This is a genomic window from Pseudomonadota bacterium (genome assembly GCA_016719885.1).
GTDB lineage: Bacteria > Pseudomonadota > Gammaproteobacteria.
Genome location: JADJYF010000004.1, coordinates 20,681 through 46,161 on the forward strand (window position 1 = coordinate 20,681; position 25,481 = coordinate 46,161).

15 protein-coding genes are annotated in these 25,481 nt (G+C 66.7%); 5 read left to right on the top strand and 10 right to left on the bottom strand.

Annotation, left to right across the window (positions count from 1 at the left end; all coding sequences use genetic code 11):
• Window positions 1-181: 181 nt before the first annotated feature.
• From IPM80_03825 to IPM80_03835, 3 genes are all read right to left on the bottom strand, one after another.
• Window positions 182-1,147 (bottom strand): alpha-L-glutamate ligase-like protein, encoded by a 966-nt coding sequence (locus IPM80_03825; GenBank protein MBK8957565.1) that lies wholly within the window; start codon window positions 1,145-1,147, stop codon window positions 182-184.
• Window positions 1,128-2,627, bottom strand: a complete 1,500-nt coding sequence (locus tag IPM80_03830) for an inactive transglutaminase family protein (GenBank protein ID MBK8957566.1) — start codon at window positions 2,625-2,627, stop codon at window positions 1,128-1,130. Before IPM80_03830 ends, IPM80_03825 begins: the two co-directional genes overlap by 20 nt.
• 70 nt (window positions 2,628-2,697) lie before the next feature.
• Window positions 2,698-3,225, bottom strand: a complete 528-nt coding sequence (locus IPM80_03835; GenBank protein MBK8957567.1) for an ATP-dependent zinc protease — start codon at window positions 3,223-3,225, stop codon at window positions 2,698-2,700.
• Between IPM80_03835 and IPM80_03840 the strand changes: the two genes are divergently transcribed.
• Window positions 3,206-3,475 (top strand): hypothetical protein, encoded by a 270-nt coding sequence (locus IPM80_03840; GenBank protein MBK8957568.1) that lies wholly within the window; start codon window positions 3,206-3,208, stop codon window positions 3,473-3,475. The genes IPM80_03835 and IPM80_03840 overlap by 20 nt on opposite strands.
• Here IPM80_03840 and IPM80_03845 read toward each other — a convergent pair.
• Together IPM80_03845 and IPM80_03850 are read right to left on the bottom strand one after the other, a co-directional pair.
• Window positions 3,463-4,506: a gamma carbonic anhydrase family protein gene (locus IPM80_03845; GenBank protein ID MBK8957569.1), complete on the bottom strand. Its 1,044-nt coding sequence runs from the start codon at window positions 4,504-4,506 to the stop codon at window positions 3,463-3,465. The genes IPM80_03840 and IPM80_03845 overlap by 13 nt on opposite strands.
• A 112-nt stretch (window positions 4,507-4,618) precedes the next feature.
• Window positions 4,619-7,069, bottom strand: a complete 2,451-nt coding sequence (locus tag IPM80_03850; GenBank protein ID MBK8957570.1) for an FAD-dependent oxidoreductase — start codon at window positions 7,067-7,069, stop codon at window positions 4,619-4,621.
• Window positions 7,070-7,196: 127 nt separating this feature from the next.
• Here IPM80_03850 and IPM80_03855 point away from each other — a divergent pair, with 127 nt between their 5' ends.
• From IPM80_03855 to IPM80_03865, 3 genes are all read left to right on the top strand, one after another.
• Window positions 7,197-7,955: a ZIP family metal transporter gene (locus IPM80_03855; GenBank protein ID MBK8957571.1), complete on the top strand. Its 759-nt coding sequence runs from the start codon at window positions 7,197-7,199 to the stop codon at window positions 7,953-7,955.
• A gap of 54 nt (window positions 7,956-8,009) precedes the next feature.
• A complete protein-coding gene (locus tag IPM80_03860) occupies window positions 8,010-8,327 on the top strand; it encodes a hypothetical protein (protein ID MBK8957572.1) in 318 nt (105 codons plus the stop codon).
• A gap of 173 nt (window positions 8,328-8,500) precedes the next feature.
• Window positions 8,501-10,531: a TonB-dependent receptor gene (locus IPM80_03865; protein ID MBK8957573.1), complete on the top strand. Its 2,031-nt coding sequence runs from the start codon at window positions 8,501-8,503 to the stop codon at window positions 10,529-10,531.
• An 85-nt stretch (window positions 10,532-10,616) separates the two neighbouring features.
• Here the strand turns inward: IPM80_03865 and IPM80_03870 are convergent, their stop codons facing one another.
• From IPM80_03870 to IPM80_03885, 4 genes are all read right to left on the bottom strand, one after another.
• Window positions 10,617-19,856: an FG-GAP repeat protein gene (locus IPM80_03870; GenBank protein ID MBK8957574.1), complete on the bottom strand. Its 9,240-nt coding sequence runs from the start codon at window positions 19,854-19,856 to the stop codon at window positions 10,617-10,619.
• A gap of 224 nt (window positions 19,857-20,080) precedes the next feature.
• The gene (locus tag IPM80_03875; GenBank protein ID MBK8957575.1) at window positions 20,081-20,992 is read right to left on the bottom strand and encodes a DNA-3-methyladenine glycosylase 2 family protein; all 912 of its coding nucleotides are present in this window, start codon (window positions 20,990-20,992) and stop codon (window positions 20,081-20,083) included.
• Between the two features lie 15 nt (window positions 20,993-21,007).
• On the bottom strand, window positions 21,008-22,531 hold the full coding sequence (locus tag IPM80_03880; GenBank protein MBK8957576.1) for an amidase: 1,524 nt from the start codon (window positions 22,529-22,531) through the stop codon (window positions 21,008-21,010).
• A 196-nt stretch (window positions 22,532-22,727) separates the two neighbouring features.
• Window positions 22,728-23,705 carry a serine protease gene (locus IPM80_03885; protein ID MBK8957577.1) on the bottom strand — a complete coding sequence of 326 codons (978 nt, stop codon included), beginning with the start codon at window positions 23,703-23,705 and terminating at the stop codon, window positions 22,728-22,730.
• Between the two features lie 125 nt (window positions 23,706-23,830).
• On the opposite strand from IPM80_03885, the gene IPM80_03890 reads away from it, so the two are divergent.
• Window positions 23,831-24,574, top strand: coding sequence for a Sir2 family NAD-dependent protein deacetylase (locus tag IPM80_03890; protein MBK8957578.1), 744 nt, complete (start codon window positions 23,831-23,833; stop codon window positions 24,572-24,574).
• Window positions 24,575-24,670: 96 nt separating this feature from the next.
• Here IPM80_03890 and IPM80_03895 read toward each other — a convergent pair whose 3' ends face one another.
• Window positions 24,671-25,480 (bottom strand): coniferyl-alcohol dehydrogenase, encoded by an 810-nt coding sequence (locus IPM80_03895; protein MBK8957579.1) that lies wholly within the window; start codon window positions 25,478-25,480, stop codon window positions 24,671-24,673.
• Window position 25,481 lies beyond the last annotated feature (1 nt).

Here is a 25,481-nt window from a genome sequence, read left to right on the forward strand (position 1 = left end):
TCGCAAATCGAAAGGCCGCGTGCGCCGAATTTCGCACATTCGAAGAGGCACAGGGCAGCCCTGGATGTCAGACTGAAGTCTGACCCACAGACCCGGCCTCGCTTTTCATTGTGGGTCAGACTTCAGTCTGACATTGAAGCCCGACCCGCGCAGCGCGGCGAATGCGCGAACGAATTCGCATCTACAGGTCGACCGGCGGGTCGCTGAGTCCCTCGTAGTACGCCCGCATCACCGCCACCCGCGCGGCGGCATCGGTGGGCAGGGGCGCGGCGGCGTCGATGTGGTTCAACACGCCGCGCAGGCCGCGGCCGTTCGCGATCTGAATGCCGAGCCCGGGGCGCGCATTCAATTCCAGGATCAAGGGCCCGAGCTCGGCGTCCAGCACCATGTCGACGCCGAGATAGCCGAGCGGCGCGAGCTCGTGGCAGCGTGCCGCCAGCAGCAGCAGCGCCGGCCAGCCGGGGATCTCGAGACCGCCCAGCGGCGTGCCGAAGTCGGGGTGCTCGACGATGCGGCGGTTCTTGCACACCGCCAGCGTGGTGGCGCCGGTCAGCATGTCGATGCCGGCGCCGACCGCGCCCTGGTGCAGGTTGGCGCGGCCGTCGGAACTGCGCGTCGGCAGGCGCAGCATGGCCATGGCTGGCACGCCGCGATAGACCAGCACGCGGATGTCCGGCACGCCGCGGTAGCTGACGGCCTCGAACACGCGGTCGAATTTCACGCGGTATTCGATGATGGCCTGGTCCGGTTGTCCGCCCAGGCTGTACACGCCGCCCAGCACGTTTTCGATGTGATGCTGCACTTCGGCGGCGGTCAAGGCATGGCCGTCGCCCTTGATGTACATGTCGCGGCGCCGGTCGGTGATGACCAGGATGCCCTTGCCGCCGCTGCCGTGGGCGGGCTTGATGACGAAGTCCTTGCGGCCCTCGACCATGCGCTCGAAGTCCTTGGCCTCGCGCACCGCGTGAATCAAGCCATACAGCTCGGGCACCGCGATGCCAGCCGCGATGGCGAGGCGCTTGGTCTCGACCTTGTCGTCGACCCGCGCATAAAGCGCGCGCGGGTTGTGCGGCATGATGTAACCGCGATTGCGGTTGTTGATGCCGACGACGCCGGCCGCCTTGAGCTTACGGATGCGGCTTAGCATCGGACGACGGCGCCTCGACTATGTCCTTGAAACGCGCCACTTCCAGCAGCCGGTAGCCGGTATAGCGGCCCATGAGGATGAACATCGCCAGCAGGATCAGCAGCGACTCGGGAAACAGGAACACGAGATGGGTCAAGTGCTCGTTCTTCATGACCAGGTAACCGAGGATCGCCACCGACAGGCTGCCCAGTCCTTCTTTCAGCGCCTGGCCGGGGCCCGACTCCTCCCAGATCACCGACATGCGTTCGATGACCATGGTCAGGATCACGATCGGGAACAGCGCTATCGAAAAGCCCTTGTCGATGCCGAGCTTGGCGCTCACCAGGCTGATGATGGTCATGACCAGCACCACCAGCACCAGCACCGAGCATAATCTTGGCACCAGCAGCAATTGCAGGCGTTCGAGATAGAAACGCAGCGACAGGCCGCTGGCGGTGATCAGCACGAACAGCGCGATGCCCCACGCGAGTTCCGTTTCGCGAAACGCGATGGCAACCAGGATCGGCATGAAGGTGCCGAGCGTCGGCAGGCCGACGATGGTGCGCATGAAGGCCACCACCAGCGCACCGAAGGGCACCATCAACAAGATCCGGTAGACGTTCTGGGAATTGACCGGCAGGTTGTAGAGCATGGTGCTGGCGAGGAAGGTGTCGTTGGCCACACCGCGCGCGCGCGCGACCATGGTCGGCGACTTGGCGTAGCGCGACACCGAGAACGACACGTTGACGTTGCGTCCGCCCTCGGCGCGCAGCAGCGGCTCGTCGCTCACCGACCAGCGCAGGAAGTTTTCCGGGTAGCCGCGGTTGCCGGTCTGCGGATCGAAACCCTCCCAGCGCGTGCCGTTGTGCACTTCCAGCCATGGCGTCAGGTGCTGGTTGGCGGCGCGATCCTCGAGGATCACGCCACGCACGCGCCGCGCCGTGATGTTGGCGCCGGCCAGCACGTAGATCAGGCGGTCGACCCAGGCTTCACTGCCGCGCTCGAGGTTGTTGCGGATGATCATCACGTTGTCGTTGGGCGCCTGGGCATTGAGCTTGACCAGGGTCTGGCTGACGAAGGTGAAGACATTGGCCGACTCGTCGCGCACGTCGCCGAGCACGTCCTGGATGGCCGACGCCAGCGGCTCCTCGTAGGTCGGCGTGTTGGGCGGCGCCGGTAAATGACGGGACTGTTCGCCCGGGTCGTCCTCACTCTGGGGCACCGCCTCCAGGCGGTAATACAGGCGCTGCGCGCCGCGTGCCTGGCGCGTCGACCATTCGGCGCGGCGATCATGATCGCGTATGCCGACATTGAGGCCGTAGCCGCGCGAAATGAAATATTCATCGAGACGCACGAATTGGCCGAGCTTGTCGGGAATGTCGAAGTCGACCACCGTCGCGTGACGGCTGGCTTCGAACTCGATCTTCGCCTCGACCGACCACACCTGTTCGAGCTGGTGAGGCAGCAGCGGCAGGCCCAACCGCGTGATCTTGGCGTACATCAGGGCCAGCGCCGCGACGGTCACCAGCAACGCGAGTATGGTGGCTTGCAAACGCTTCACGAGACGATCCTCATTCCTTGATATGGCGCGCGTCGGCCGCGCAACGCTCGGCGTCCGCGCCGTTGCTGTAGGTGCGCGACACGTCGAGCAGCGCGCGCTCGCGCAGCGCCGAACGGCCGAGCAGCAAGGGATAATTGAAGCGACTGCGATCGGTCAGTGTCACCGGCGTGACGAACGCCTGGTCACCGAGACACACGCCGATGAGTACCACCGGGCGCCGCGCCGGCGCGCCGCCGTGGCGCTTGATCAGCACTTCCTTTTCGAGGCGGCGTTCCATTTCGATGAGCTGCGCTTCCTCGGTGCCGCCATCGGACGCCGAGATCGGCACATGAAAGCGGATCCAGGTCTCGCCGTCACGCGTGAAGCGCTCCATGTCCACCGCCGACAATGACGAGGTCTTGGCGCCGGAATCGAGCTTGGCCTTGAGATGAACGTGATGCGGTTCGATGTACGCCCATTCGACCCAGCCGAAGATCGGCGTGGACGACGTGGCGGCCTCGGCCGATGCGGCACAGATCGTGATCCACAGCATCGCCATCGAAGCCGCTGCCGCGCGGCGCAATGAAGTCAAGGGCATGGGTGAGGTCCGAAAAAGCAGCGGCAAGAGTGCCGCGAAAGGCAGGCGAGATCAATGGAGATGCCGCGTATACGCCTTCTTTGCAGGTACCAAATCATTTGTCCTTGGTGCTTCGTGTAACGGCAGGCCGTCAGCCGCGGCCCGCCGCCTGACATTCAGCACCTGGAATGCGGGCATCGCCCGGCATGTGATTGCCCGTCACCGCGAATAATTGCGCGCGTACTCGATGTAGGTCTCGGCGCCGCGCGCGAAGTTGACCCGCGTATCGTCCGGCACCGGCTTCCAGCGCCGCGCCGGTGTGCCCGACCAGATCTCGCCGGCGGCGACCTCGGTGCCCGGTGCGGTTTCGGCGCCGGCCGCGATGACGCCACCGGCGCGCACGATGGTGCCGGCGCCGACCACCGAGCCCATGCCGATCATGGCGCCGTCCTCGACCACGCAAGTGGCCATGCGCACGTTGTGGCCGACCGTTACGCGCTCACCGATCTCGACCCGTTCGCCGGCCTTGAGCACGATGCGGCTGTTGTCCTGGAAGTTGCTGCCGGCGCCGATGACGATGTCACCGCCGCCGACCATTTCGACGCCGAACCACACGCTGCCGCCGGCGCCCAGCGACAGGTTGCCTTCGATGATGGCGCTGGGCGCGACAAAGGCGCTGCCCGCGAGCTTGTGCGGCACGCCGAAGCCGGCCGCCAGGCGCGGCGCGGCGGGCGGGTGCGCGCCGCGCAGCACGGCATCGCCGGCCGGCTCGTCGCCGCGGCGGTCTTTACGCAGCGCTTCATGCAGCGCCGCCAGTTCCTCGGCGCTCACCGCGCGCACGGCCTTGGCCGGAATGCCGGCATACAGCCAGCCGCCTTCCAGGGTCTTGCCGGGCGGCACCACGCTGTCGGCGGCGATCACCGCGCCCGGCCCGACGCGGCTGTTGTCCATCACCAGGGCATGTTCGCCCACCACGCAGCCGTCACCGAGATCGCAGGCATGCACCAGGCCGAAGGCGCCGACCGTCACGCCGTGGCCGACCGTCGCCGGCAGGAAGCCGTGGGCGATGTGCACGGTGGAGAAATCGTTGAACCAGCAGTCCGCGCCGATGCGTATGCTCTCGCCGTCCGCGCGCAAGGTCGCGAGTCGGCCGAGATGACAGCGCGCGCCGACCTCGGCGCGACCGATGATGGCGGCGTCGGCGGCGGCATCGATGTCAGCGGCGATGCGCGGGCGGAATTCGAGATAGGGCAGAACGAACATCGAGAGCGGGCTCCGGGTAAAAGCGTGGGTGAGACGCCGCCATGGCGGCGAGGCGCGATGATAGCGCTCGAGGACGATGGGCGCAGCGTTGTCGCCGCGCCCGTCGCCGCGCTCAGCACATGACGCGCAGGCGCTTGGGGTCGTACATCGGCGTCAGGGAAGCGCGCGCGCCATACACGCGGTTGGCCTGCTCGATGCGATAGCTGCCGGCCGCCACGTATTCCGGCGTCACGCCGTCGGCACATTCCAGGTAGCCCATCGCGACGCTCGCGCCGAGCGTATGGCCGTAGCCCGCCGAGGTGGTCTGCCCGACGCGCACGCCGTCGCGCAGTATCGGCTCGTTGTGTACCAGCACCGGCATCGGATCGTCGAGCAGGAACTGCACCAGGCGGCGTTTCAAGGGCCCGCCGTCGCGCTGCGCGAGCAAGGCGTCGCGGCCGACGAAGCCGCCGGGCTTGTCCCACGCGCAGGTGAAGCCGAGGCCGGCGTCGAGCAGGCTGTCGAGCGGCCCCATGTCGTGCGCCCACTCGCGGAAGGCCTTTTCCACGCGCACGGTGTTGAGCGTGTGGTAGCCGCAATGGGCAAGGCCGAAATCCGCGCCGGCCGCGACCAGCTGGTCATACACCGGCAGCGCCATCTCGGTCGGGATGTAGAGCTCGTAGCCGATTTCGCCGGTATAGGACACACGCATGCACAGCGCGGTCTGAAACCCGATCTCGACGTGCTGCCAGGTGGCATAGGGGAAGGCTTGGTGATCGAAGTTCGCGCTGGAGATGGCGCGCATCAGATCGCGCGCACGCGGGCCCTGCACATTGAGCATCGCGTAGGCGCCGCTCACGTCGGTCACCACGCAGCAGGCATCGGCGGGCGTGTGATCGTGCAGCCAGGCCTTGATGTGGGTGACGGTGAAGGCCGGCGTCAGGATGAGGTACTTGTCATCGGCGAGGCGCGAGATGGTGAGGTCCGCTTCCACGCCGCCGCGCTTGTTGAGGAAGTGGGTATAGACCACGCGCCCGACCGGCACTGCCATGTCCGACGTCGCGATGCGGTTCAAGACGCGCTCGGCGTCACGGCCCTGCACGAGAATCTTGCCGAACGACGATTGCTCGAACACGCCCACCGCTTCACGCACCGCGCGATGCTCGGCGGCGTTGTTGTCGAACCAGTTCTGGCGCTCGAAGCTGTACTCGTACTCGGCCTTCTGGTCGGGGCGTGCATACCAGTTGGGCCGTTCCCAGCCGGCCGATTCGCCGAAGCAGGCGCCGGCCGCCTTGACGCGGTCGTGCAGCACCGACTGCTTGACGTTGCGTGCGGTCTCCCACTGACGATTCGGCCAATGCATCTGGTAACCGATGCCCAGTGATTCATAGGTGCGCGCGACCACGAAGTTCTTGTTGTTGTGACTCGGCTGGATACGGCGCACGTCGACATCCCAGATGTCCATCGGCTGCACGCCGTCGTTGATCCACTGCGCCATCACGTAACCGGCGCCGCCGCCCGACAGGATGCCGAGCGAATTGAAGCCGCAGGCCACGAACAGGCCGTCGATGTAGGGCGCGCGGCCCATCAGGTAGTTGTGATCGGGCGTGAAGGACTCCGGTCCGCAGAAGAACTGGCGGATGCCGGTCTCGAACAGTATCGGCAGGCGCTGCATGGCCTTCTCGATATAGGGCTCCATGCGTTCCCAGTCGGGCTGGATCTCGTCGAAGCAAAAATCCTTGGAGATGCCGTCCACCGCCCATGGCGCCGCCACCGGCTCGAAGAAGCCGAGCATGATCTTGCCGGCTTCCTCGCGCGCATAGGCGGCGCGGCCCGGGTCGCGCAGTATCGGCAGCTTGTTGTGCAGGCCGGCGATGGGCTCGGAGATGAGGTAATAGTGCTCGGCCGCCTGCAGCGGTAGGTCGATACCGGTCATGAGGCCGAGCTCGCGGCCCCACATGCCCGGGCACAGCACCACCACCTCGGCGCGGATGTCGCCATGCTCGGTGTGCACGCCGACCGCGCGGCCGTGCTCGGTGATGAGCCCGGTCATCAGGCAGTTCTCGATGATGCGCACGCCGAGCTGGCGCGCGCCCTTGGCCAGGGCCTGGGCGACGTCGGCCGGGTTGACGCGGCCATCGTTGGGAAAGTGGAAGCCGGCCACCAGGTCGTCGACGTAGGCCAGCGGAAACAGTTCGCGCACCTGGGCCGGGCTTATCTCGTGGTTCTCGACGCCGAAGGTGCGCGCCATGGCGCAGCCGCGGCGCATTTCCTCGGCTTTTTCCGCGGTCATGGCGAGCTGTACCGAGCCACAGCGAATGAAGCCCGTGGCCTGGCCGGTCTCGGCTTCGAGGTCCTGGTAGAGCTTGAGCGAATAGGTGGCGAGCTTGGTCTGGGCCTCGGTGTCACGCAGCGTGGTGATGAGTCCGGCCGCGTGCCAGGTGGTGCCGGAGCTGACCTGTTTGCGTTCGACCACGACCACGTCTTTCCAGCCCAGGCGGGCAAGATGATAGGCGGTGGAACAGCCAATGACGCCGCCGCCAACGATGACGGCGCGGGCATGAGAGGGCAATGGGGAAGTCATGAAAGCCTGCCTGTGTAGTGATTCCGTAAAGGGCTGCCGGGGATGATCCGCGCACGTGCCGCGCACGCCCGGCTTGATACTATAATCGACGGCCGTTGGCCTTAAGAATTCCTGCCGCAAGAGCGCGATGTCTACCTTCCTCTGGATCATGCTGGCGAGTCTCGGCGGCAGCGTGTTGAGCGCGGCGGCGGCCGGCACCTACCTGTTGCTGCCCGAGCGGGTGCGCGATCACACCTTGACCTACCTGGTCAGCTTCGCCATCGGCATGCTGCTCGGCGCCGGCTTCCTGCACCTGTTGCCCGAGGCCCTCGAACAGCGCGGCGACAACATCCAGGGCCTGATGGCCACCGCCCTGCTCGCCATCGTGCTGTTCTTCCTGCTCGAGAAAGGCCTGGTTTGGCGCCATCACCATCACCAGGAGCACGGCTCGGGCGAGGCCTGTCACGAGGCGCCGGCCGGCACCCTGATCCTGGTCGGCGATTCATTCCACAATTTCCTCGACGGCGTGCTGATCGCGGCGTCCTTCACCGCCGACTTCCATCTCGGCGTGGTCACCTCGCTCGCCATCATCGCCCACGAGATCCCGCAGGAGCTCGGCGACTTCGCCATCCTGCTGCACAGCGGCTACACGCCCAAGCGCGCCTTCACCTTCAATCTCATCACTTCGCTGACCATGATCGTCGGCGCGACGCTGGCGTGGTTCGCGATGGAAGCGGTGCGCAGCGTCATTCCCTATTTCCTGGCCTTCACCGCCGCCAGCTTCATCTACATCGCGGTGTCGGATCTGATGCCGACCTTGAATCGCAAGATCGGGCTGCGCGATACCATCATCCAGGTCAGCCTGATCTCGTTGGGCCTGGCTTTGAATTTCCTGGTGCACGACTGAGCCGGCCGCGCCAGGTCATTGAGCGCGCGCCGCGAGCGCGCTAGCATCGCCGCCATGTTGCGCCTCGCCCCCTCGCTGCTGCTTCCGCGTCGCCACTGCGCGAGCCTGGTGGCCTTGCTGCTGGCGGCGCAGCTGTCATTGTTCGCGCACGGCGTCGGTCACGATTACATCCAGGATGCCGATCAGAGTCACGTGGTGTGCGGCCTGTGCATCGCCGCCCAGCACCTCGACCATGGCCTGTCCGCGGCCGCCTTCGAGCTGCCGCAAGCCGATCTCCATCTCCATGCCAGCGTGGCGCCGACACTTGGCGCACGTGCCCATGTCCATGCCGCCTTCGAGGCCCGCGCCCCGCCATTCACGCTCCCGCTCTGATAGCTGATTGCATCGCTGCACCGACGCCTGTGTGCGAATGAATTCGCACCGACAGGTTTGGCGCGCACGTTGTAGGTGCGAATCCATTCGCATACCGATACACGCGCCCAGGCACAGCGCCACTGAAATCACGTTCGCGACGCGCGTGCCGTGCGTTGCCTCGGGAGAAGCCCATGATTACCTTCGCGCGCCTGCCCGGCGCCTTGCTGCTTTGTGCCTTCTTGTCTCCATGTCACGCCGACACCGCGGACAACGTCGCCGCCGTCGATACCGTCACCGTCACCGCCGTGCCGACGCGCTCCGGCGAATCCCATCTCGTGCAGCCGGCCATCGTGCTGGCCGACGATGAACTGCGCCGCAAGCAGGTTGCGACCCTCGGCGAAACCTTGAACCACGAGCTCGGCATGAGTTCGACGTCTTTCGGCGCCGGCGCCAGCCGTCCCTTGATTCGCGGCCTCGGCGGCGAGCGGGTGCGGGTGCTGGAAAATGGCATAGGCGCGATGGACGCGTCGTCGCTGAGCGATGACCACGCGGTCAGCGTCGATCCGCTGGTGGCGCGCCAGCTCGAAGTCTTGAAAGGCCCGGCCACCTTGCTCTACGGCAGCGGCGCCATCGGTGGCGTCGTCAACGTCGTCACCGATCGCATTCCCACGGCCTTGCTCGAACGCCCGCGCGGCAAACTCGATTTCAGCTTCGACGAGGCCAGCAGCGCCTTTGGCGGCGGCGCCGCGCTCGATGCTTCGCAAGGGCCGATTGCGGCGCACATCGACGGCTTGAAGCGCAGCACGTCGAACTACGACATTCCGGGATTCGCCGATCTCGCGCCGCCGCCCGGCGCCCGTCGTGGCGTGCTCGGCGGCAGCGACACCGACTCAAGCAGCGTCACGGGCGGGTTGTCCTATGTCGGTGACCGTGGCTTCCTGGGGTTTTCCATCAACCACTACGACGCGGCCTACGGCATCCCCGGCGATGAGGCGCGCAGTATCGCGCTCGACCAGGACCGCTACGACATTGCCGCTGAAGTCGGCGCGCCGCTGCCTGGCGTCAGCAAACTGCGGGTACGCATGGGCCACAACGACTACATGCACCAGGAATTGGAAGCCGATGGTTCGGTCGGCACCACGTTCCTCAATGACGAGTACGAAGGGCGCGTCGAAGTCAGCCATGAGCCGATCGCCGGCATCGAAGGCGTGGTGGGCGTGCAGGTCCAGCATCGTGATTTCGCCGCGGTCGGTGAAGAGCAACTGACGCCGCCGGTCGTGGCGCGCGCGGTGGGCGTGTTCGTGCTGGAGGAGCGCGACATCGACACGCTGCACCTGCAGTTCGGTGCGCGCTACGAGAACGTCGACAACACGCCGCGTGACGCCGCCAATGCGGCGCGCAGCTTCGACATCTACAGCGTGTCGGCCGGCGCCGAATGGCATTTCATGGCGGACCATGGCCTCGGCCTGTCGTTCACCCGTGGACAGCGCGCGCCCGGTATCGAAGAGCTCTACAACCATGGCCCGCACGACGCCACCGATGCCTTCGAGCGCGGCGACGTGAACCTGCGTGAAGAGACCGCCAACGCGCTCGACATCACGCTGCACAAGGACGACGGCCGCTGGCAGTGGGCGCTCAACCTGTTCGTCAACTACATGCAGGATTTCATCTACCAGCGCAGCGTCGATGGCAATGGCGACGGCATTGCCGATCGCGTGGACGAGGATGGCCTGCCGGCTGTGCCGGGCGATGGTTTTCTGCTGCTCGATTACAGCCAGGCCAACGCGGTGTTCTATGGCGCGGAAGCGGAACTCGGCCTCATGCTGCTGCGCGACGCGCATTTCGGCGAACTCGATGCGCGCCTGTTCACCGACTACGTGCGTGGCCGCTTGACCGACGGCGACAGGCTGCCGCGCATCACGCCCTGGCGTTTCGGCGGCGGCCTCGACTACCGCTGGCGCGACTGGCAGGCGAATTTCGAGGTGCGGCGCAGCGCCGCGCAGGGCCAACACGCGCGGCTTGAAACATCCACCGCGGGTTATACGCTGGTCGACCTCGGCGTCAGTCGCACACTGAAAGTCGCCAGGCTCGAGACCACCGTGTCGGCGCGCGGTACCAATCTGCTCGACGAAGAGGTGCGCTATCACACTTCCCTGCTGAAGGCGGTGGCGCCGATGCCGGGGCGCAGCGTGATGTTGAGTGTCGAGGTCGCGTTCGAGTAGCGAACGCAATGTGCGAATGAATTCGCACCTGCAGAGGCGCATTGCCATCCCCTGTAGGTGCGATTTCAATCGCACATCCCAGGCGCTAACTCACCACCTGCGTGATATCCGTATCCACCAGCAGTCGCGCACCGCCGAAGCTGTACTGGATGTACTGTTGACTGCCGACGGTCACCTGCGCGAGTCCCGCCTGCCAGCCCTGGCCGCCGGACACCAGCACGTCGCCGGCATTGCCATCGATGCGCAAGAGGTTGTGGTCGCTCATGTGCAACACGTCGCGCACATCGAGTTCGAGGAGATTGTTGCCGCTGCCGGTGAGATCGATGACGTCGATGCCGGTGACGCGCAGGGCGCCGGCCAGCGTGAAGTCCAGCACCACGTCGCTGCCGACTGCACGCAAGGTGTCGCTGCCGCTGCCGCCATCGAGGCTGTGCAAGCCACCGTGCCAGACCAGCACATCGTCACCGGCGCCGCCGATCAGGACGTCGGCGCCGCCCGCGCCGTCCAGCACGTCGCGGCCCTGGCCGCCGATAAAAATCTCGTCGGCGCTGCTGCCGGTGATGCTGTCGTTGCCAACGCCACCTTGTTGCGTGACGCTGGCGGTGAAATCGCGGCCACGGATCACGTAGCCAGCGCCGGGGCTCGCCCCGCCACCCGGTGCACCGATGAGGAAATCGGCGTAGCCATCGCCATCGATATCGCCGGCCGCGCTGGCGCTGAAGCCGGCGTAGGTGAAATCAGCCGCGGCTTCGAAACGCAGACCCTGCTGACCGTCGAGAAAGCCGAGTTCGCTCACGGCTTCGAAGTCGCCGCCATGGCCGAACACCAGGTAGCCCCGACCATTGCCGGCGTAGGCGGTACCGATGAAGAGGTCGTCATAACCGTCACCGTTGACATCGCCGACGCCCGCCACGCTGTGGGCGTAATCGTTGGCGGCGGAGCCATCGAGACGGAAGCCGTTGTGGCCATTGAGCAGGGCGAGATTGAAGGCGCCGCCGAGCGCTTCGGTGGTGCCGAACACCACGTAGTTCGAGCCTGAACTGGCGCCATGGGGGCTGGCATCGGATGAACTGACCAGCACATCGTCCAGGCCATCGCCGTTGATGTCGCCGATGAAATTGAGGACCCGACCGCTGCGATCGTTGGCGTTCTCACCGTTGATGCGCAGTCCCTGGCCGCTATCGAGATTGGCCAGATCGAGCGGCGCCGCGGGCGCGGCGCCTTGTCCGAACAGCAGGAAGCTCGCGCCGGGATGATCGCCGCCCACCGGGATCTGTGGCGCGCCGATCAAGAGATCATCGTAACCGTCGCCGTTGAAGTCGCCACCGCCGGCAATGCTGAGCCCGCTCTGGCTTTGCGCGATGCCGTTGATGCGCAAGCCCTGGGGCGGTTCCACGGCGGTCAAATCAAGCGTCGCCGGCAAGGCGTCCTTGGCACCGAACACGAGGTAGCTCGCACCGCTGTAGTTGCCCGGCGGGTCGGCAAATCGTGAGCCGAACACCACGTCGTCAAAGCCGTCGCCGTTGAAGTCGCCGGCCTTGGCCAGGCTGCTGATGGCATTCGCGCTCATCACCACGCCGTTGCCGGCGGGCAGCGTCGCCAGGTCGAGGCTCGCGGCAAAGCTGCCGCCGTGGCCGAACAGCAGCTGCTGGGCGCCATCGCCCAGATGGCCGAGCAGCACATCGTCAAAGCCATCGCCATTGACATCACCCACGCCGCTGACTGCCTGCCCGGCGCTGTCGTTGGCGCTCGCACCGTCGACACGAAAGCCGTTGCTGCCGTTCAGCGTGGCCAGCGTCGTGCCCGGCGCAAGGCCATTCGCCGCGCCGAACACCACGTAGCTCGTACCGCTATGGTCGCGCGCATTGTGGTCGGCGCCGCTGGCGCCAATGATGAAATCGGCGAAGCCATCGCCGTTCACGTCGCCTGCGCCCGCCACCGAGATACCGGCAAAGTCTTCCGCCGCGACACCGCCGAGAGCAAGGCCTGAGCGTGGGTCGAGATTGGTCAGGGCGATGAGGCCGTTATTCACGACCGCGATGTCGCTGTCGATGTCGACCACCGCACCCTGGCTGGCGAAGCGCATGTAGCCGGTCTGCTGTTCGCCCTGGTTGGTCCACAGGCCATGCAGGTTGACGAAATCAGCGCTGTCGCCATCGACAGTGAGGCGCGGTTGGGAGCCGAGCGCGCGCACCGCGGTCGCATCGAGGGCGAGACTGTTGCTGCCGGTCGCACCGAGGTCAATGCGCTCGATGCCGCGCAGTTGCGGACCGCCTTCGGTGAGATTGGCGCCGCCGCGCGCGATGCGCAGGGTGTCGCTGCCGCCGCCGCCGTCGACCATGCGGTCTTCGCGGTCCCACACCATGAGGTCGTTGCCAGCGCCGCCGCGCAGTGCATCGTGCCCGGCGTCGCCGTCGAGGCTGTCGTCGCCCAGGCCACCGATAAGGATCTCGTCACCGCCATTGCCCTTCAGGACATCGGCGGCGCTGCTGCCCTGCCAGGCCACCGCCCCGGTGAAGTCGCGACCGTAGATCACGTAGGCGCTGCCGTTGTCGGGGCCGGCGCCGTTGTCGGCGGCACTCGCGCCGACCAGCATGTCGTCGTAGCCGTCGCCATCGACATCGCCGGCAATGCTGACGGCGGTGCCGCTCTGGTCGCCGCCCGTGACGCCGACGAGACGCAGACCCGTGCTGCCGTTCAAGTCGCTGGTGACGATGCTTGCCGCGAAGCTGCCGGCGTGACCGAAAAGCACGTAGCTTGCGCCGGCGCCGTCGTCGGCCTGCGGCGCGCCGATCACGATATCGGCAAAGCCGTCGCCGTTGACGTCGCCGCCGCCGCTGACCGCCAGGCCGAGCTGTGTGTCGGCCAGCGCGCCGTCGATGCGAAAGCCATTGCTGCCGTCGAGCGCGCCGAGATTGAAGGTGGTGAAAGGTTCGGCGTGGCCGAACACCACGTAGGCCGCGCCGGCGGCGGTGTTGCCGGTGGCATCGACGCCGGTCGCACCGACGATCACGTCGTCATAGCCATCGCCATTGACGTCACCGGCAGAGGCGACGGTGAAGCCGGCGTAGTCGCTCGCCGCCGCGCCGTCGATGCGTTGCACCGTGTTGCCGCCCAGGGACTCGACGTTGACGAAGTCGCCGTCGTGACCGAACACCACGAAGGCCGCGCCGGAATAGTGCTCGCTACCGTTGGCAAAATTGCCGCCGATGATCACGTCATCGAAGCCATCACCGTTGAAATCGCCGCTGGCGACCGCGTGGCCGCTGCGATCGCCGGCCCCCGCGCCTTCGATGCGAAAGCCGTTCTGACCATCGAGCGTGTCCAGCCCAAGCGTCGGCAAGGAGGCGCCGGCATGGCCAAAAATCACGTAGGTCGCGCCGGAATAGCCCCCCGAGACATCGAAGCCATAGGCACTGATGATGAGGTCGTCAAAGCCATCGCCATTGATGTCGCCGGCGCCGGCCACCGCGAAGCCCAAGCTGTCGAGCGCATTCTGGCCGCCGATATGAAAGCCGTTGCTGCCGTCGAGGCCGTCCAGCGTATTGCTGACGCCGGCGCCGGCCAGCGCCTTGCCGAGCACCACGTAGGCGTTGCCGGTATAGCCGGTGGCGCCGTTGCTGTAGGCGCCAATCACGAAGTCGCCGAGTCCGTCACCATCGAAGTCTCCGGCCGCGCTGAGCGCCCAGCCGCTGCGGTCGCCCGCCACCGTGCTGTTGAACTCGAGCTTGACGTCGGCGCCGACATCGCCGAGATCGACCGTTGCGCCGAGCGCGGCAGAGCGCCCGAACACGAGGTGGCTGGTGCCAGCGTCGGTCAGCGCACCCGGGGAGGCGTGGATCGCGCCGAGCATGAAATCCGCAAAGCCATCGCCATTGACGTCGCCGACGCCGCTGACGCCGCGGCCAGTGGCGTGATTCGGGCCCACGCCGTCGAGACGAAAGCCATTGGTGCCGTCGAGTGCGGCCAGTGACAGGCTGCCGTTCAATACCCGCTGCGCCAGGCTTTCGACCTGTAGCGTCACCGCGCCCTGTTGGAAGACGCTGTAGGTGACGGTGTCGATGACGGTGGTGCCGGCGGCGCTCCAGCCGCCATGCACGAACAGCGTGTCGTTGGCGTCGGCGCGCACGCGCAAGGTGGTGGTGTCCGACAGCCGGTCGGCGAGCGCGGCATCGACGGCAAAACGGTTGGCGCCGCTGCCGCGCAGGTCGATGACTTCCACCTGATCAACCTGCGTGAGACTCGCATGCCCGAGGGCAAGGCCCGCACCATTGACACTCAGCGTATCGACGCCCGAGCCGCCGCTCTCGCGAACGTCGTTGCGATCGAACACCAGGCGATCGTTGCCGGCGCCCGCCAGCAGCGTGTCGCGACCGGCGCCGCCGTCCAGCGTATTGGCGCCGCTGTTGCCATTGAGAATATTCGCGCCACCGTTGCCGGTGGCATTGAGATTCAGTTTGCCGCTCGCGAGCGTGAGGATTTCCTGCTGGGCGCCGAGGATGTAGCTCACGCTCGAGATCACGGTGTCGACCCCGTCGTCGCGGGTGCTCTTGATAATCTCGCCGGCATCGTCGATGACATAGGTGTCATTGCCGGCCTCGCCGCGCATGAGATCGCGGCCGACGCCGCCGTCGAGTTTGTCGTTGCCGGTGCCGCCGATGAGCGTGTCACGGCCGACGCCGCCTTCGAGCAGATCGTTGCCGGCCAGGCCGTTGAGCTTGTCGTCGCCGGCCAGGCCGCGCAGGGTGTTGGCGGCGGCGGTGCCGTTCAAGACGTCGTTGCGCGCGGTGCCGAGGCGCAGCGCGCCGCCGAACTGGGCACCGGCGCTGACCGTCAGCGGCGCGCGTTCACTGCCCTGAAAGACCGTCACATCGGTGTCGATGAGCAAGGTCGCCGGGCCGCTGGTATAGCGCGCGTAGAGTTGCCCGTTGATGCTTTGCGGTGCGCCGTCGGCGCGTGACCAGTCGTCCTGCGTGGCGATGACGAAATCACCGACCCCGCCTTCCACGCGCACGACGTTGGCGTCGCTGACTGCCGTCACGCCGCGCAAGGCGACCTCGAGGCCGTTGTTGCCGCTGCCGTTCAAGTCGATGACGTCGATGCCTTGCGCCATGGCGGCACTGGTCGCCTGCAAGGCGAGCAGTGTTTGCGCGCCGCTCACGCGCAGCCGATCGCTGCCGCCACCGCCGTCGATGCGCCGCAATCCATCGCGCAGGATGAACGTATCGTCGCCGGCGCCGCCGGCCAGCGCATCGGCACCGCCCTGACCATCGATGACATCGTTGCCGAGCCCGCCGATCAGCGCGTCGGCGGCGAGCGTGCCGATGAGCGTGTCATTGCCGCTGCCGCCCTGGCGGGTGACCACGCCGTTGAAGTCGCGGCCGAAGACGACGAAGCCGCCCTGGTTGTTCAAGCCACCGACGAAAACATCCTTGAAGCCGTCGCCATTGACGTCGCCGACGGCGCTGACGGAACTGCCGGTGAACGACCCGCCGGGACCCAGCAGGCGCAGCACCTGCGCACTGTCGGCGGTGGCGAGGTTGAGGTTCGCATCGAATCCGCCGGCATGTCCGAAGACTAGGTAGGTCGCGCCGGAATAGTTGCCGGCCTGGGTCGTTTGAGTCGCGCCGATCAGAATGTCGTCATAACCGTCACCGTTGATGTCGCCGGCGGCGCTCACTGCTGTGCCGCTGCGGTCGTTGGCGGCGCCGCCATCGAGGCGGAAGCCGTTACTGCCATCGAGGGCGCTTAAAGCGATGGGGCCGTTGAAGGCGCCGCCACGACCAAATACCACGTAGCTCGAACCGGCGGCGTTGCGCGCGCCGGGATCGGCTCCGTCGGCGCCGATCAGAAGATCGGCAAAACCATCGCCGTTGACGTCGCCGGCGCCGCTGACATGGGTGCCGCTGAAATCGTTGTCAGCGACACCGTCGAGACGAAAACCGTCCTTGGCATCGAGTGTGCCGAGTTCAAGGGGCGCGTTGAAGGCACCGGCATGGCCGAACAGCACGAAGCTCAAGCCCGCATCGGTGTGACCCTGGGGCGCGGCCAGCGGGGCGCCAATGACCACATCGTCAAAACCGTCGCCGTTGACGTCGCCGGCAGCTCCGACAGCGCGACCGGAGGAGTAGCCGGCAAGGGACGCCGTGAAGCCGGTGAGACCGTTGAGCGTCGCCAGCGACAGGTCGCTGGTAAACGTATCGTCGTCATGGCCGAACAGGATTTTCGCCCCGCCCCCATTGCTGCCGACGATAACGTCGTCGTAGCCATCGCCATTGATATCGCCGGCGCGACTGACCGGCGTGCCGTCCACAAAGAACTCGCTGGCAGCCGCCAGATGCTGGCCCTGGCCAACACCCAGGTTGCCGAGATCGAGTGGTACGGGAAATCCACCCTGGGCGCCAAACAGCAGATAGGCGCCGCCGTAATCCGCACCGATCAGGAAATCCCCAAGGCCGTCGCCGTTGACGTCGCCGGCGGCGCTTATGCTCTGGCCAAGCTGGCCGCTGCCCAGCACGCCATCGACGCGGGTGCCGGCATTGCTCGCCTGCGCGCTGATATTGACGCTGGCGTTGAAGCTGCCGCTGTGGCCGAACACCACATAGGCCAGGCCGCCTTCGTGCACGGCGATGGCACTGTTGTAGGGAACGCCGATGAAGAGGTCGGCAAAGCCATCGCCGTTGATGTCGCCGCCACCGGCCGCTCGCGCGCTGCCGATATCGGGGTCCAGGAAATGCACGCCATCGACGCCATCGACCTGCGCGAGCGTGATGCTGTTGTCGCTCATCACACGCACGCCAGTGGCGATGTCCAGCTTCGCTCCGCCACTCGTGAAGCGCGTAAAGCCGCTCACCACCACACCATCGTTCTGCCATTGCCCGCCGAGGTTGACGAGATCACTGGCGTCGCCACGGATTGTCATGAGATGCGGCGCATCGGTCAGGCGCAGAACGTCGAGCGCATCGAGCGCCACGGTGTTGGCGCCCGTTGCACGCAGATCGATGGTCTCGATGCTGCTCATGGCCGGCACGGCGTTGCTCAGATTCACGCCGCCGGCATCGACGCGCAGCGTGTCGTTGCCGCTGCCGCCATCGAGCACGCGCGCTTGCGCGTTCCACACCAGCACGTCGTTGCCGGCGCCGCCGCGCAACACATCGGCGCCGCTGCCGCCGCTGAGGGTGTCGTTGCCGCGCCCGCCGAGGAAACTTTCCGCTGCCGCAGAGCCGGTGAAGGCATCATTGCCGGCCCCGCCCTGGCGCGCGACTGCGCCGCTGAAATCGCGGCCATACAACACATAGCTCGCGCCGGTATAGGTCTGCGGTGCGCTGCGACTGCCCGCGCCAATCAGCAAATCGGCATACCCGTCGCCATCGATATCGCCGGCGCCCGCCACGGCGGAGCCGCTGCCGTCACCGAACTGGGCGCCATCGATACGCAGTCCATTGCTGCCGTTGATGTCGGCGAGCGCGAGATTGGCGGCAAAGCTGCCGCCGTGGCCGAACACCACGTAGCTCGCGCCACTGTTGTTGCCGTTGGTATCGGCGCTGACCGCGCCGATGATCAAATCGTCATAGCCATCGCCGTTGACATCGCCGGCGCCGCGCACCGCGCGGCCGCTGAAGTCGTTGGCCGCGCCGGCTTCGATACGAAAGCCATTGCGGCCATCCAGCGCATCGACCGACAAGCTGGCGTTGAAGTCGCCACGATGGCCAAACACCACGTAGCTGGTGACTTCGAGGTCGGCGCTGTCAGCGCCGACGATGAGATCGGCAATGCCATCGCCATTGATGTCACCGGCGATGCTGACGGATGTGCCGAGTTTCTCATTGAGCACCACACCGTCGAGGCGAAACCCGCTGTGGCCATCGAGCGCGGCGAGATCCTGGCTGCCGGTGAAAGCGCCGGTGTGGCCAAACACCACGTAAGCGCGGCCCTGTTCACTGGGTGCGCCGATGACGATGTCGGCGATGCGATCGCCGTTCACATCCGCGCCGCCGGCCAGCGCTTTGCCGGCCAGCGCGAAGCCTGCCGGTCCGCTGAGCTGAAAGCCCGTGCTGCCATCGAAACCGCCGAGCGTGACCGCGCTGGCCACGGCTTCGCCCTTGCCAAACACCACGTAAGCGACGCCTGCGCCGGAGTTGGCGCCGTAGGCGCCGACCAGCACATCGTCGAAGCCGTCGCCGTTCACATCGCCGGCGTGGGCGACCGCGTAACCGCTGCGCTCGGAGGCGCTGCCGCCATTGAGTCGATAACCCTGGCTCTCGTTGAGAGTGGCGAGGCTCACCACCGCCGCCGAACTGGCCTGACCCAGCAACACGTAGCTGGCACCGGCAAAGCTCACCGCGTCGGGACTCGCGAACGGCGCGCCGATAATGAGGTCGGCGCGGCCGTCGCCATTGACGTCGCCGGCGGCGGACACGCTGACGCCGCTGCGGCCATCGGCGAATTCGCCTTCGATACGAAAACCATTGCCGCCATCGAGACTCGCGAGGGCGATACTCGCCGCCGGCGCGCCGACGCGGCCGAACACCACGTAGCTCGCACCGACGTTACCGCCAAGCGTGGTATCGACGCCAAAGGCGCCAACCACGAAGTCGTCCAGTCCGTCGCCATTGAAGTCGCCGATGCCGGACACGCTGCCGCCGGTGAATTCAAAGCCGAGACTGCCATCCTGGCGATAGCCATCTCCGCTGTTCATGCTGGCCAGCGGCAGCGCGCCATTGATGAGCGTGTGCGCGCCGACTTCCACCTGCAAGGTCGCGCCGGCGAGGGTGAACTGGCGGTATTGCACGCCGGCAATGACAGTCGTGGCGCCCGCCACCCAAGCGCCCGAGAAGATGACGTGATCGTCGGCGCCGGCACGCACGCGCAAGGTATCGGTATCCGACAGGCGCTTGGCCAGCGCCGCGTCGACGACCAACTGGTTGGCGCCGCTGCCGCGCAGGTCGAGTACTTCGACGGAACGCGCCCTGGCCAGCGCGGCACTGTTCAGCGCCGTGCCGGCGCCGATGATCAGCAGGGTGTCGCTGCCGGCGCCGCCGTCGCTGAGCGAATCGTCGCGATCAAAAACCAGCACATCGTTGCCGGTGTCGCCGCGCAGCTGGTCACTGCCCGTGCCGCCATCCAAGCGGTCGTCATTGGCGCCGCCACGCAGCTTGTCGTTGCCGGACTCGCCTAGTAGTTGATCGTTACCCGTCCCGCCATCGAGGCTGTCGTTACCGGCGCCGGCACGCAGACGATCGTTGCCCGCAAGACCGAGCAGAGTATCGGTGCCGGAGGTGCCGAGCAGGGCGTCATTGCCCGAGCTGCCGCGACGAGTGGCCATGCCGTATTCCTTGTGTGATTTGGGGCACGCGCTCGCACTGACACGTGCGTGCAATGGCCTGCCTCGCGATGCTAAGCGCAGGTAGTCAAAACAAACGCGAAGGCGGCTGCCTTCACTGTTAACAATTGATAACGAACAAAGCCCTGCGTGAGCGGCTGTACGGCACCCGGCGCGCGAGCATGCGCGCTACGCTCGCCCGCCGCTTCCCGTGGTCTCGAATCTGATCACGGCGTCGTCGGCGGCGGCGGGATGGCGTCGGTAGCCCACAGGTGCTGGGCAGCATAGGCGCGCCACGGGCGCCACGCTTCGGCGCGCGCGCTGAGTTCTCGCGCCGTGGGCCGCTGGCCTTGTGCGTCGCCAAGCGCGCGCAGCAGGCCGACATCGCTGGCCGGAAAGGCATCGGGTTCACGCAGCACACGCATTGCGATGTAGTGCGCGGTCCACGGACCGAGCCCGCGCAGGGCCAACAACTTGGCAACGGAGTCATCGAGCGTCGTCGCGCGTTCCAGCAAATGCGGATCGGCGGCGACGCTGGCGGCAAGCATTGCCACCGCCTGGCCACGCTTGCCGGGCATGCCGAGGCTGGCGACGTCGGCGTCGGCGAGCATGGCCGGTGTCGGGAACACGAAGCGCAGCGGCGCCGCGCTGTCGTGCGCGACGTCCGGCAACGGACTGCCCCAGCGCGCGGCCAGGCGGCCGCCGAGATTGCGCGCGGCAGTGACGCTTATCTGCTGACCGAGAATGGCGCGCACCGCTTGTTCAAAGCCATCCACGCTGCCTGCCACGCGCACGCCGGGGCGCCGTGCGAGCAGCGCGCCGAGATGCGCATCGCGGCGCAGATGCGCGGCTATCGGCGCGAGATCGACATCGAGATCAAAAGCGCGGCGCACGCGCGGTACCAGGAGCGCGAGCGCGTTGTCGTCATGCGGGCTCAAGGTGATGCGCAGCGCATCGCGGCCACCGGGCGCGACACCGAGGCGCCCCACGTAGGCACCGCAACGCACCGTGCGCCGATACCATTCGCCGTCGACCTGCTCGACACCGGGCAGCGCCCGCGCGCGATGAAAGTCGAGAAAGAACGCCCAGTCGAGTGGCGGCGTGTAGCGGAGCCGCGCACTCGACGCGTCGGACTTCATGGCGGATTCGTCCTCTTAAGCGAGCACCTGTTCAAGCGCATGGCCGGCGCGCAGCACCACGTCGTCCTCGCCATGGCGGCCGGTGAACATGATGCCGACCGGCAGGCCGTCCGACATGCCGGCCGGCACGCTCATGGACGGATGGCCGCTGGCATCGAAGGGGCTGGTGTTGCCGGTCATGTCGAGCGCGCAGCCCATGATGGCTTCGGGGCCGGCGTCGGGCGGCGGAATGCGGTGCGCTTTCATCGGCGTGGTCGGCATGACCAGGATGTCGCAGCGAGTGAGCGCTTCGTCATAGGCGGCGCGCAGGCTGCGTACCAGGTTGTGCGCCTTGGCCGAGTAGTAATGACCATAGCGCCGCCGCATGGCAAGACCGAACAACAGCACGGTCTTGACCGTCACCGGGAAGTCGTCGGCGCGTTCACGATGGGCGCGGCGATAGAACTCGATGGCGGCGAGCGGAAAATGGCCGCGCACATTGGGGCCGCTGGCGCCCTGGTCGGTGAAGGTCGACAGCGTGTTGTCCATGATGCTGGTGAACATGATCGACGGGCCTTGCGCATGCATGGGCACCGAGATCTCTTCGACCGTCGCGCCCGCTTCGCGCAAACGCAGCGCGGCGGCGCGCACCATCGCGTCGACGTCGGCTTCCGCACCCGGCGCGCCGAAGCCTTCACGCACCAGGCCGAAGCGCATGCCTTTCACGCCCTGCGCCAGCGCGGCGACGTAGGGCTTGGGCGCGAGACCCGCGAATTGGCGCGGATCGCGGCCGTCGTCGTAACCGGCAATGACTTCCAGCAACAAGGCGCAATCGGCGCTGCTCATCGCCATCGGCCCCAGGTGATCGACCGATTGCTCTATCGGCGCGGCGCCGGTGTAGGGCACCAGGCCATAGGTCGGCTTGATGCCAACGATGCCGGAAAACGACGCCGGCATGCGCACCGAGCCGCCCTGGTCACTGCCGATCGCGAGATCCGCTTCGCCGGTCAGCAACAACGCCGCGCAGCCGCTGGATGAACCGCCGGTCATGTAGTCCGGATTGCGCGGATTGCGCACCGGGCCGGTGGCCGAGGTGTGGCTGCCGCCGGAAAAGCAGAAGTTCTCGCACACCGCCTTGCCCACCACTTCGGCGCCGGCATCGAGTACGCGCGTGACGACGGTGGCGTCTTCGTCGGGCATGAAGCCGTCCATCACTTTCGCACCGTTCATCATCGGCAGCCCGGCCACGCCGATGTTGTCCTTGATGATGACGCGCTTACCGGCCAGCCTGCCGCCGGGCGCGCCCTTGATCGAACACTTCCAATACCACGCGTTGTAGGGATTTTCGTCGGCGCTCGGCCGATGGCCGTTGCCGCGCGGATATTTCACCGGCAGGCGCGGCGCCTCGAGGCCGGCGATGAGATTGAAGTCGGCCGTGAGCCCGGCCATGAAGCTCGCATACATGTCGAGCTCCGCGTCGCTCAGCGTCATCGCAAGCGTGTCGGCCGCGGCGCGGAGTTCGGTACGAGTGACTGCGGGAACGGCGGGATGGGTCGACATGTGGCTCTCCTGGGGTGCGTTACGCCTGGCGCGTGTGCGATGCCGCAACATAACCCAATGCCAGTGCGGCTCCTAGTCGCGGCGGCTAGGCGTAGCGCGAAATGTCAGGCTGAAGCCTGACCCACAATTTTTTCAAATGCGAAGACCCTGTGGGTCAGGCTTCAGTCTGACATTCGAAGCGCGAGGGTTCTTGCCCTCAATGCAGATCCGGCGCGCGCCAGAATTCGCGACGATCGACCGATGGCACGTGCACTTCGAAGCTGCGGCCTTCGCGTTGTACCGTGAGCGGCACGTCGCAGCCGGCCGGGCCTTGCGCCCACACGGTGCGGAACAGGCTCGCGAGGCCGTTGACCGGCAGGCCGCCGACTTCGGTGATCACATCGCCACTGCGCAGCGCGGTGCGTGCGGCGGGCGCATCGTCGTAGACGCCCGCCACCAGCAGTTGCGCATCGACCTCCGACACGAACATGCCGAGCCACGGTCGGGCCGGTTTCAAGCTGCGGCCATAACGCATGAGGTCCGCCATGATCGGCTCCAGCAGATCGACCGGCACGCTCATGTTGCCGTCCTGGCCCGCCATCTGCGGCAACACCTGGTCGATATACAGCGAACCCACCGCGCACAGGCGGCCGTCGGCGCCGAGCAACGCGGCGCCTCCCCAATTGGGATGGGGCGGCGCGGTGTAGACGGCTTCGTCCAGCACGTATTCCCAGTAGCCGGCGAATTCGCGCTTGGCCGCCACGCGCGCCTTCAAGGCGTGGGCACGACCGCCGCATCCGGCCAGCACCACGTCCTGCTGGATGCGCAAGTCCTTGACGCTGCCGAGGCTGAGCGCCGGCAGATCCATCGCGCCCAGGGCCTGCACCAGGCCCAGGCCGCTTTCGTAGTCGTAACCGACCACGTCGCCGCGCACCGCGCGGCCGTTGTTACCCACCAGCCACACGTCGTTCGCTTCGGTGACGAGATAGCCGATGGTCAACACCAGGCCACGTTCGCCGATCAGCACACCATGACCGGCGCGCTCGGTGCCGAGGATGCTGGCGGTGAAGGCATCGTCGGGAATACGCGTGCGCAAGGACACCACCGCGTCCAGCGCGCGGTCGAGGTCGTAGGCACAATCGGACGGCTGCGGACGCAGATTGGGCGGAATGCTGGGTTCGGTCTGCTGGCTCATGGGGACGTCCGGGTCGTGGTGACCGCCGTTATACTCCAATTCACGCGCCGAAATCGCGCGCTGCCGGCATTTCTCCCTGCGGACTTGCGACAATGAACGACCACACCACGAACCCCGACACAGCGATGGCGAGCGCCGCGCTCGCGACCCTCATCGCGCAAAGTCGACGCATCGTCGCCTTCACCGGCGCCGGCATCAGCACCGAGTCGGGCATTCCCGACTTTCGCAGTCCGGGCGGCATCTGGTCGCGCATGCAGCCCATCGATTTTCGCGATTTCATGCGTTCCATCGATATGCGTCGCGAAGCGTGGCGGCGCAAGGCGGTCATCGACAGGGACTTTCAACAGGCCACGCCGAATCGCGGACACCGCGCGCTGGCGGCGCTCGTCGCACGCGGTGCGATGAGCGCCATCATCACGCAGAACATCGACGGCCTGCACCAGGCGTCCGGCGTGCCCACCGACAAGGTCATCGAGTTGCATGGCAACGGTACCTATGCCACCTGTCTCGAGTGCGGCGTGCGTTACGAACTGGCTCCGATCATGGCGGCTTTCGAACGCGACGAGTCGGTGCCGGTGTGCACCGACTGCGGCGGTATCGTGAAATCCGCGACCATCTCCTTCGGCCAGGCCATGCCGCAGGCGGCGATGGCGCGGGCGCAGGCCGAAAGCACCCACTGCGATCTGTTCATCGTGCTTGGTTCATCGCTGGTGGTGTATCCCGCCGCCGGCTTCCCGGCGCTGGCCAAGCGCCGCGGCGCCAGGCTCGTGATCATCAACCGCGAAGAGACCGACCAGGACGACAGCGCCGATCTCGTGGTGCGTGGTGAGATCGGCGCGACCCTCGGCGAGGCAGTGGGGGTGGCGTAGGTTGACCGTGGCGCGAATTCATTCTCATTCTAAGCTGACTGGCAATGCGCGTCGCCCCGCCATCGAATGTGCGAATGAATTCGCACCTACATGGGGTCAAAAACCTCGTGCCTTCACCAGGGGCGAACTGTTCTTGTCTATCCAGCCCGTGGTGATGCCGGCGCTGAAGCCGCGATCGACGATGAGATCGCGGCCGTTGACGAAGCTCGACGGCCCGGTCGCGAGATACTTCACCACCTCGGCGATTTCCGCAGGCTCGGCGGCGCGGCCGATGCCGTCGATGACCCATTCGATCTGCCCGCTGCCGGCCTGTGCCTTGAAGTCCGGCAGCAGTGGCGTGGCGACCGGACCGGGGCTCACGCTGTTGCAGCGCAGGCCGCGCGCCAGCGCCGGGCCCGCCATCTGCATGGTGTAGACCACCACGCATTCCTTGCTGAAGTGATAGGCGGTGTTGCCGTCCATGGGATGGGCGGCGCACCACTCGACGCCGGCTTCGTAGCTGGGCGTGGCCAGCAGTTCGGTGATGTCCTTCAAATGACGCGCCCAGTTGAAGCCCGCGATCGACGCCACGTTCACGATCGCGCCGCCGCGTTGCAGGCGATCGATGAGGCCTTGGGTGATGGCGCGCAGGCCCAGCGTGTTGACGCGCATGATGAGTTCCGGCGCGACGGTGCCGGGCAGGCCGGCGATGTTGAGCAGCGCGTCCAGCGGGCCGTCGATGGCGGCGAGCGCGGCATCGATAGACGCGGGATCGGCCATGTCACAGCGCAGCGCCTGCCGCACCTTGGCCGTGATCGGTTTGACGTCGAGCGCGATTACCTGGTCGCCCGCGGCGAGGTGCTGTGCGACGGCGGCCGCGCCTATACCTGAAGCGGCGCCGGTGATGACGATGCGTTTGCCGGACATG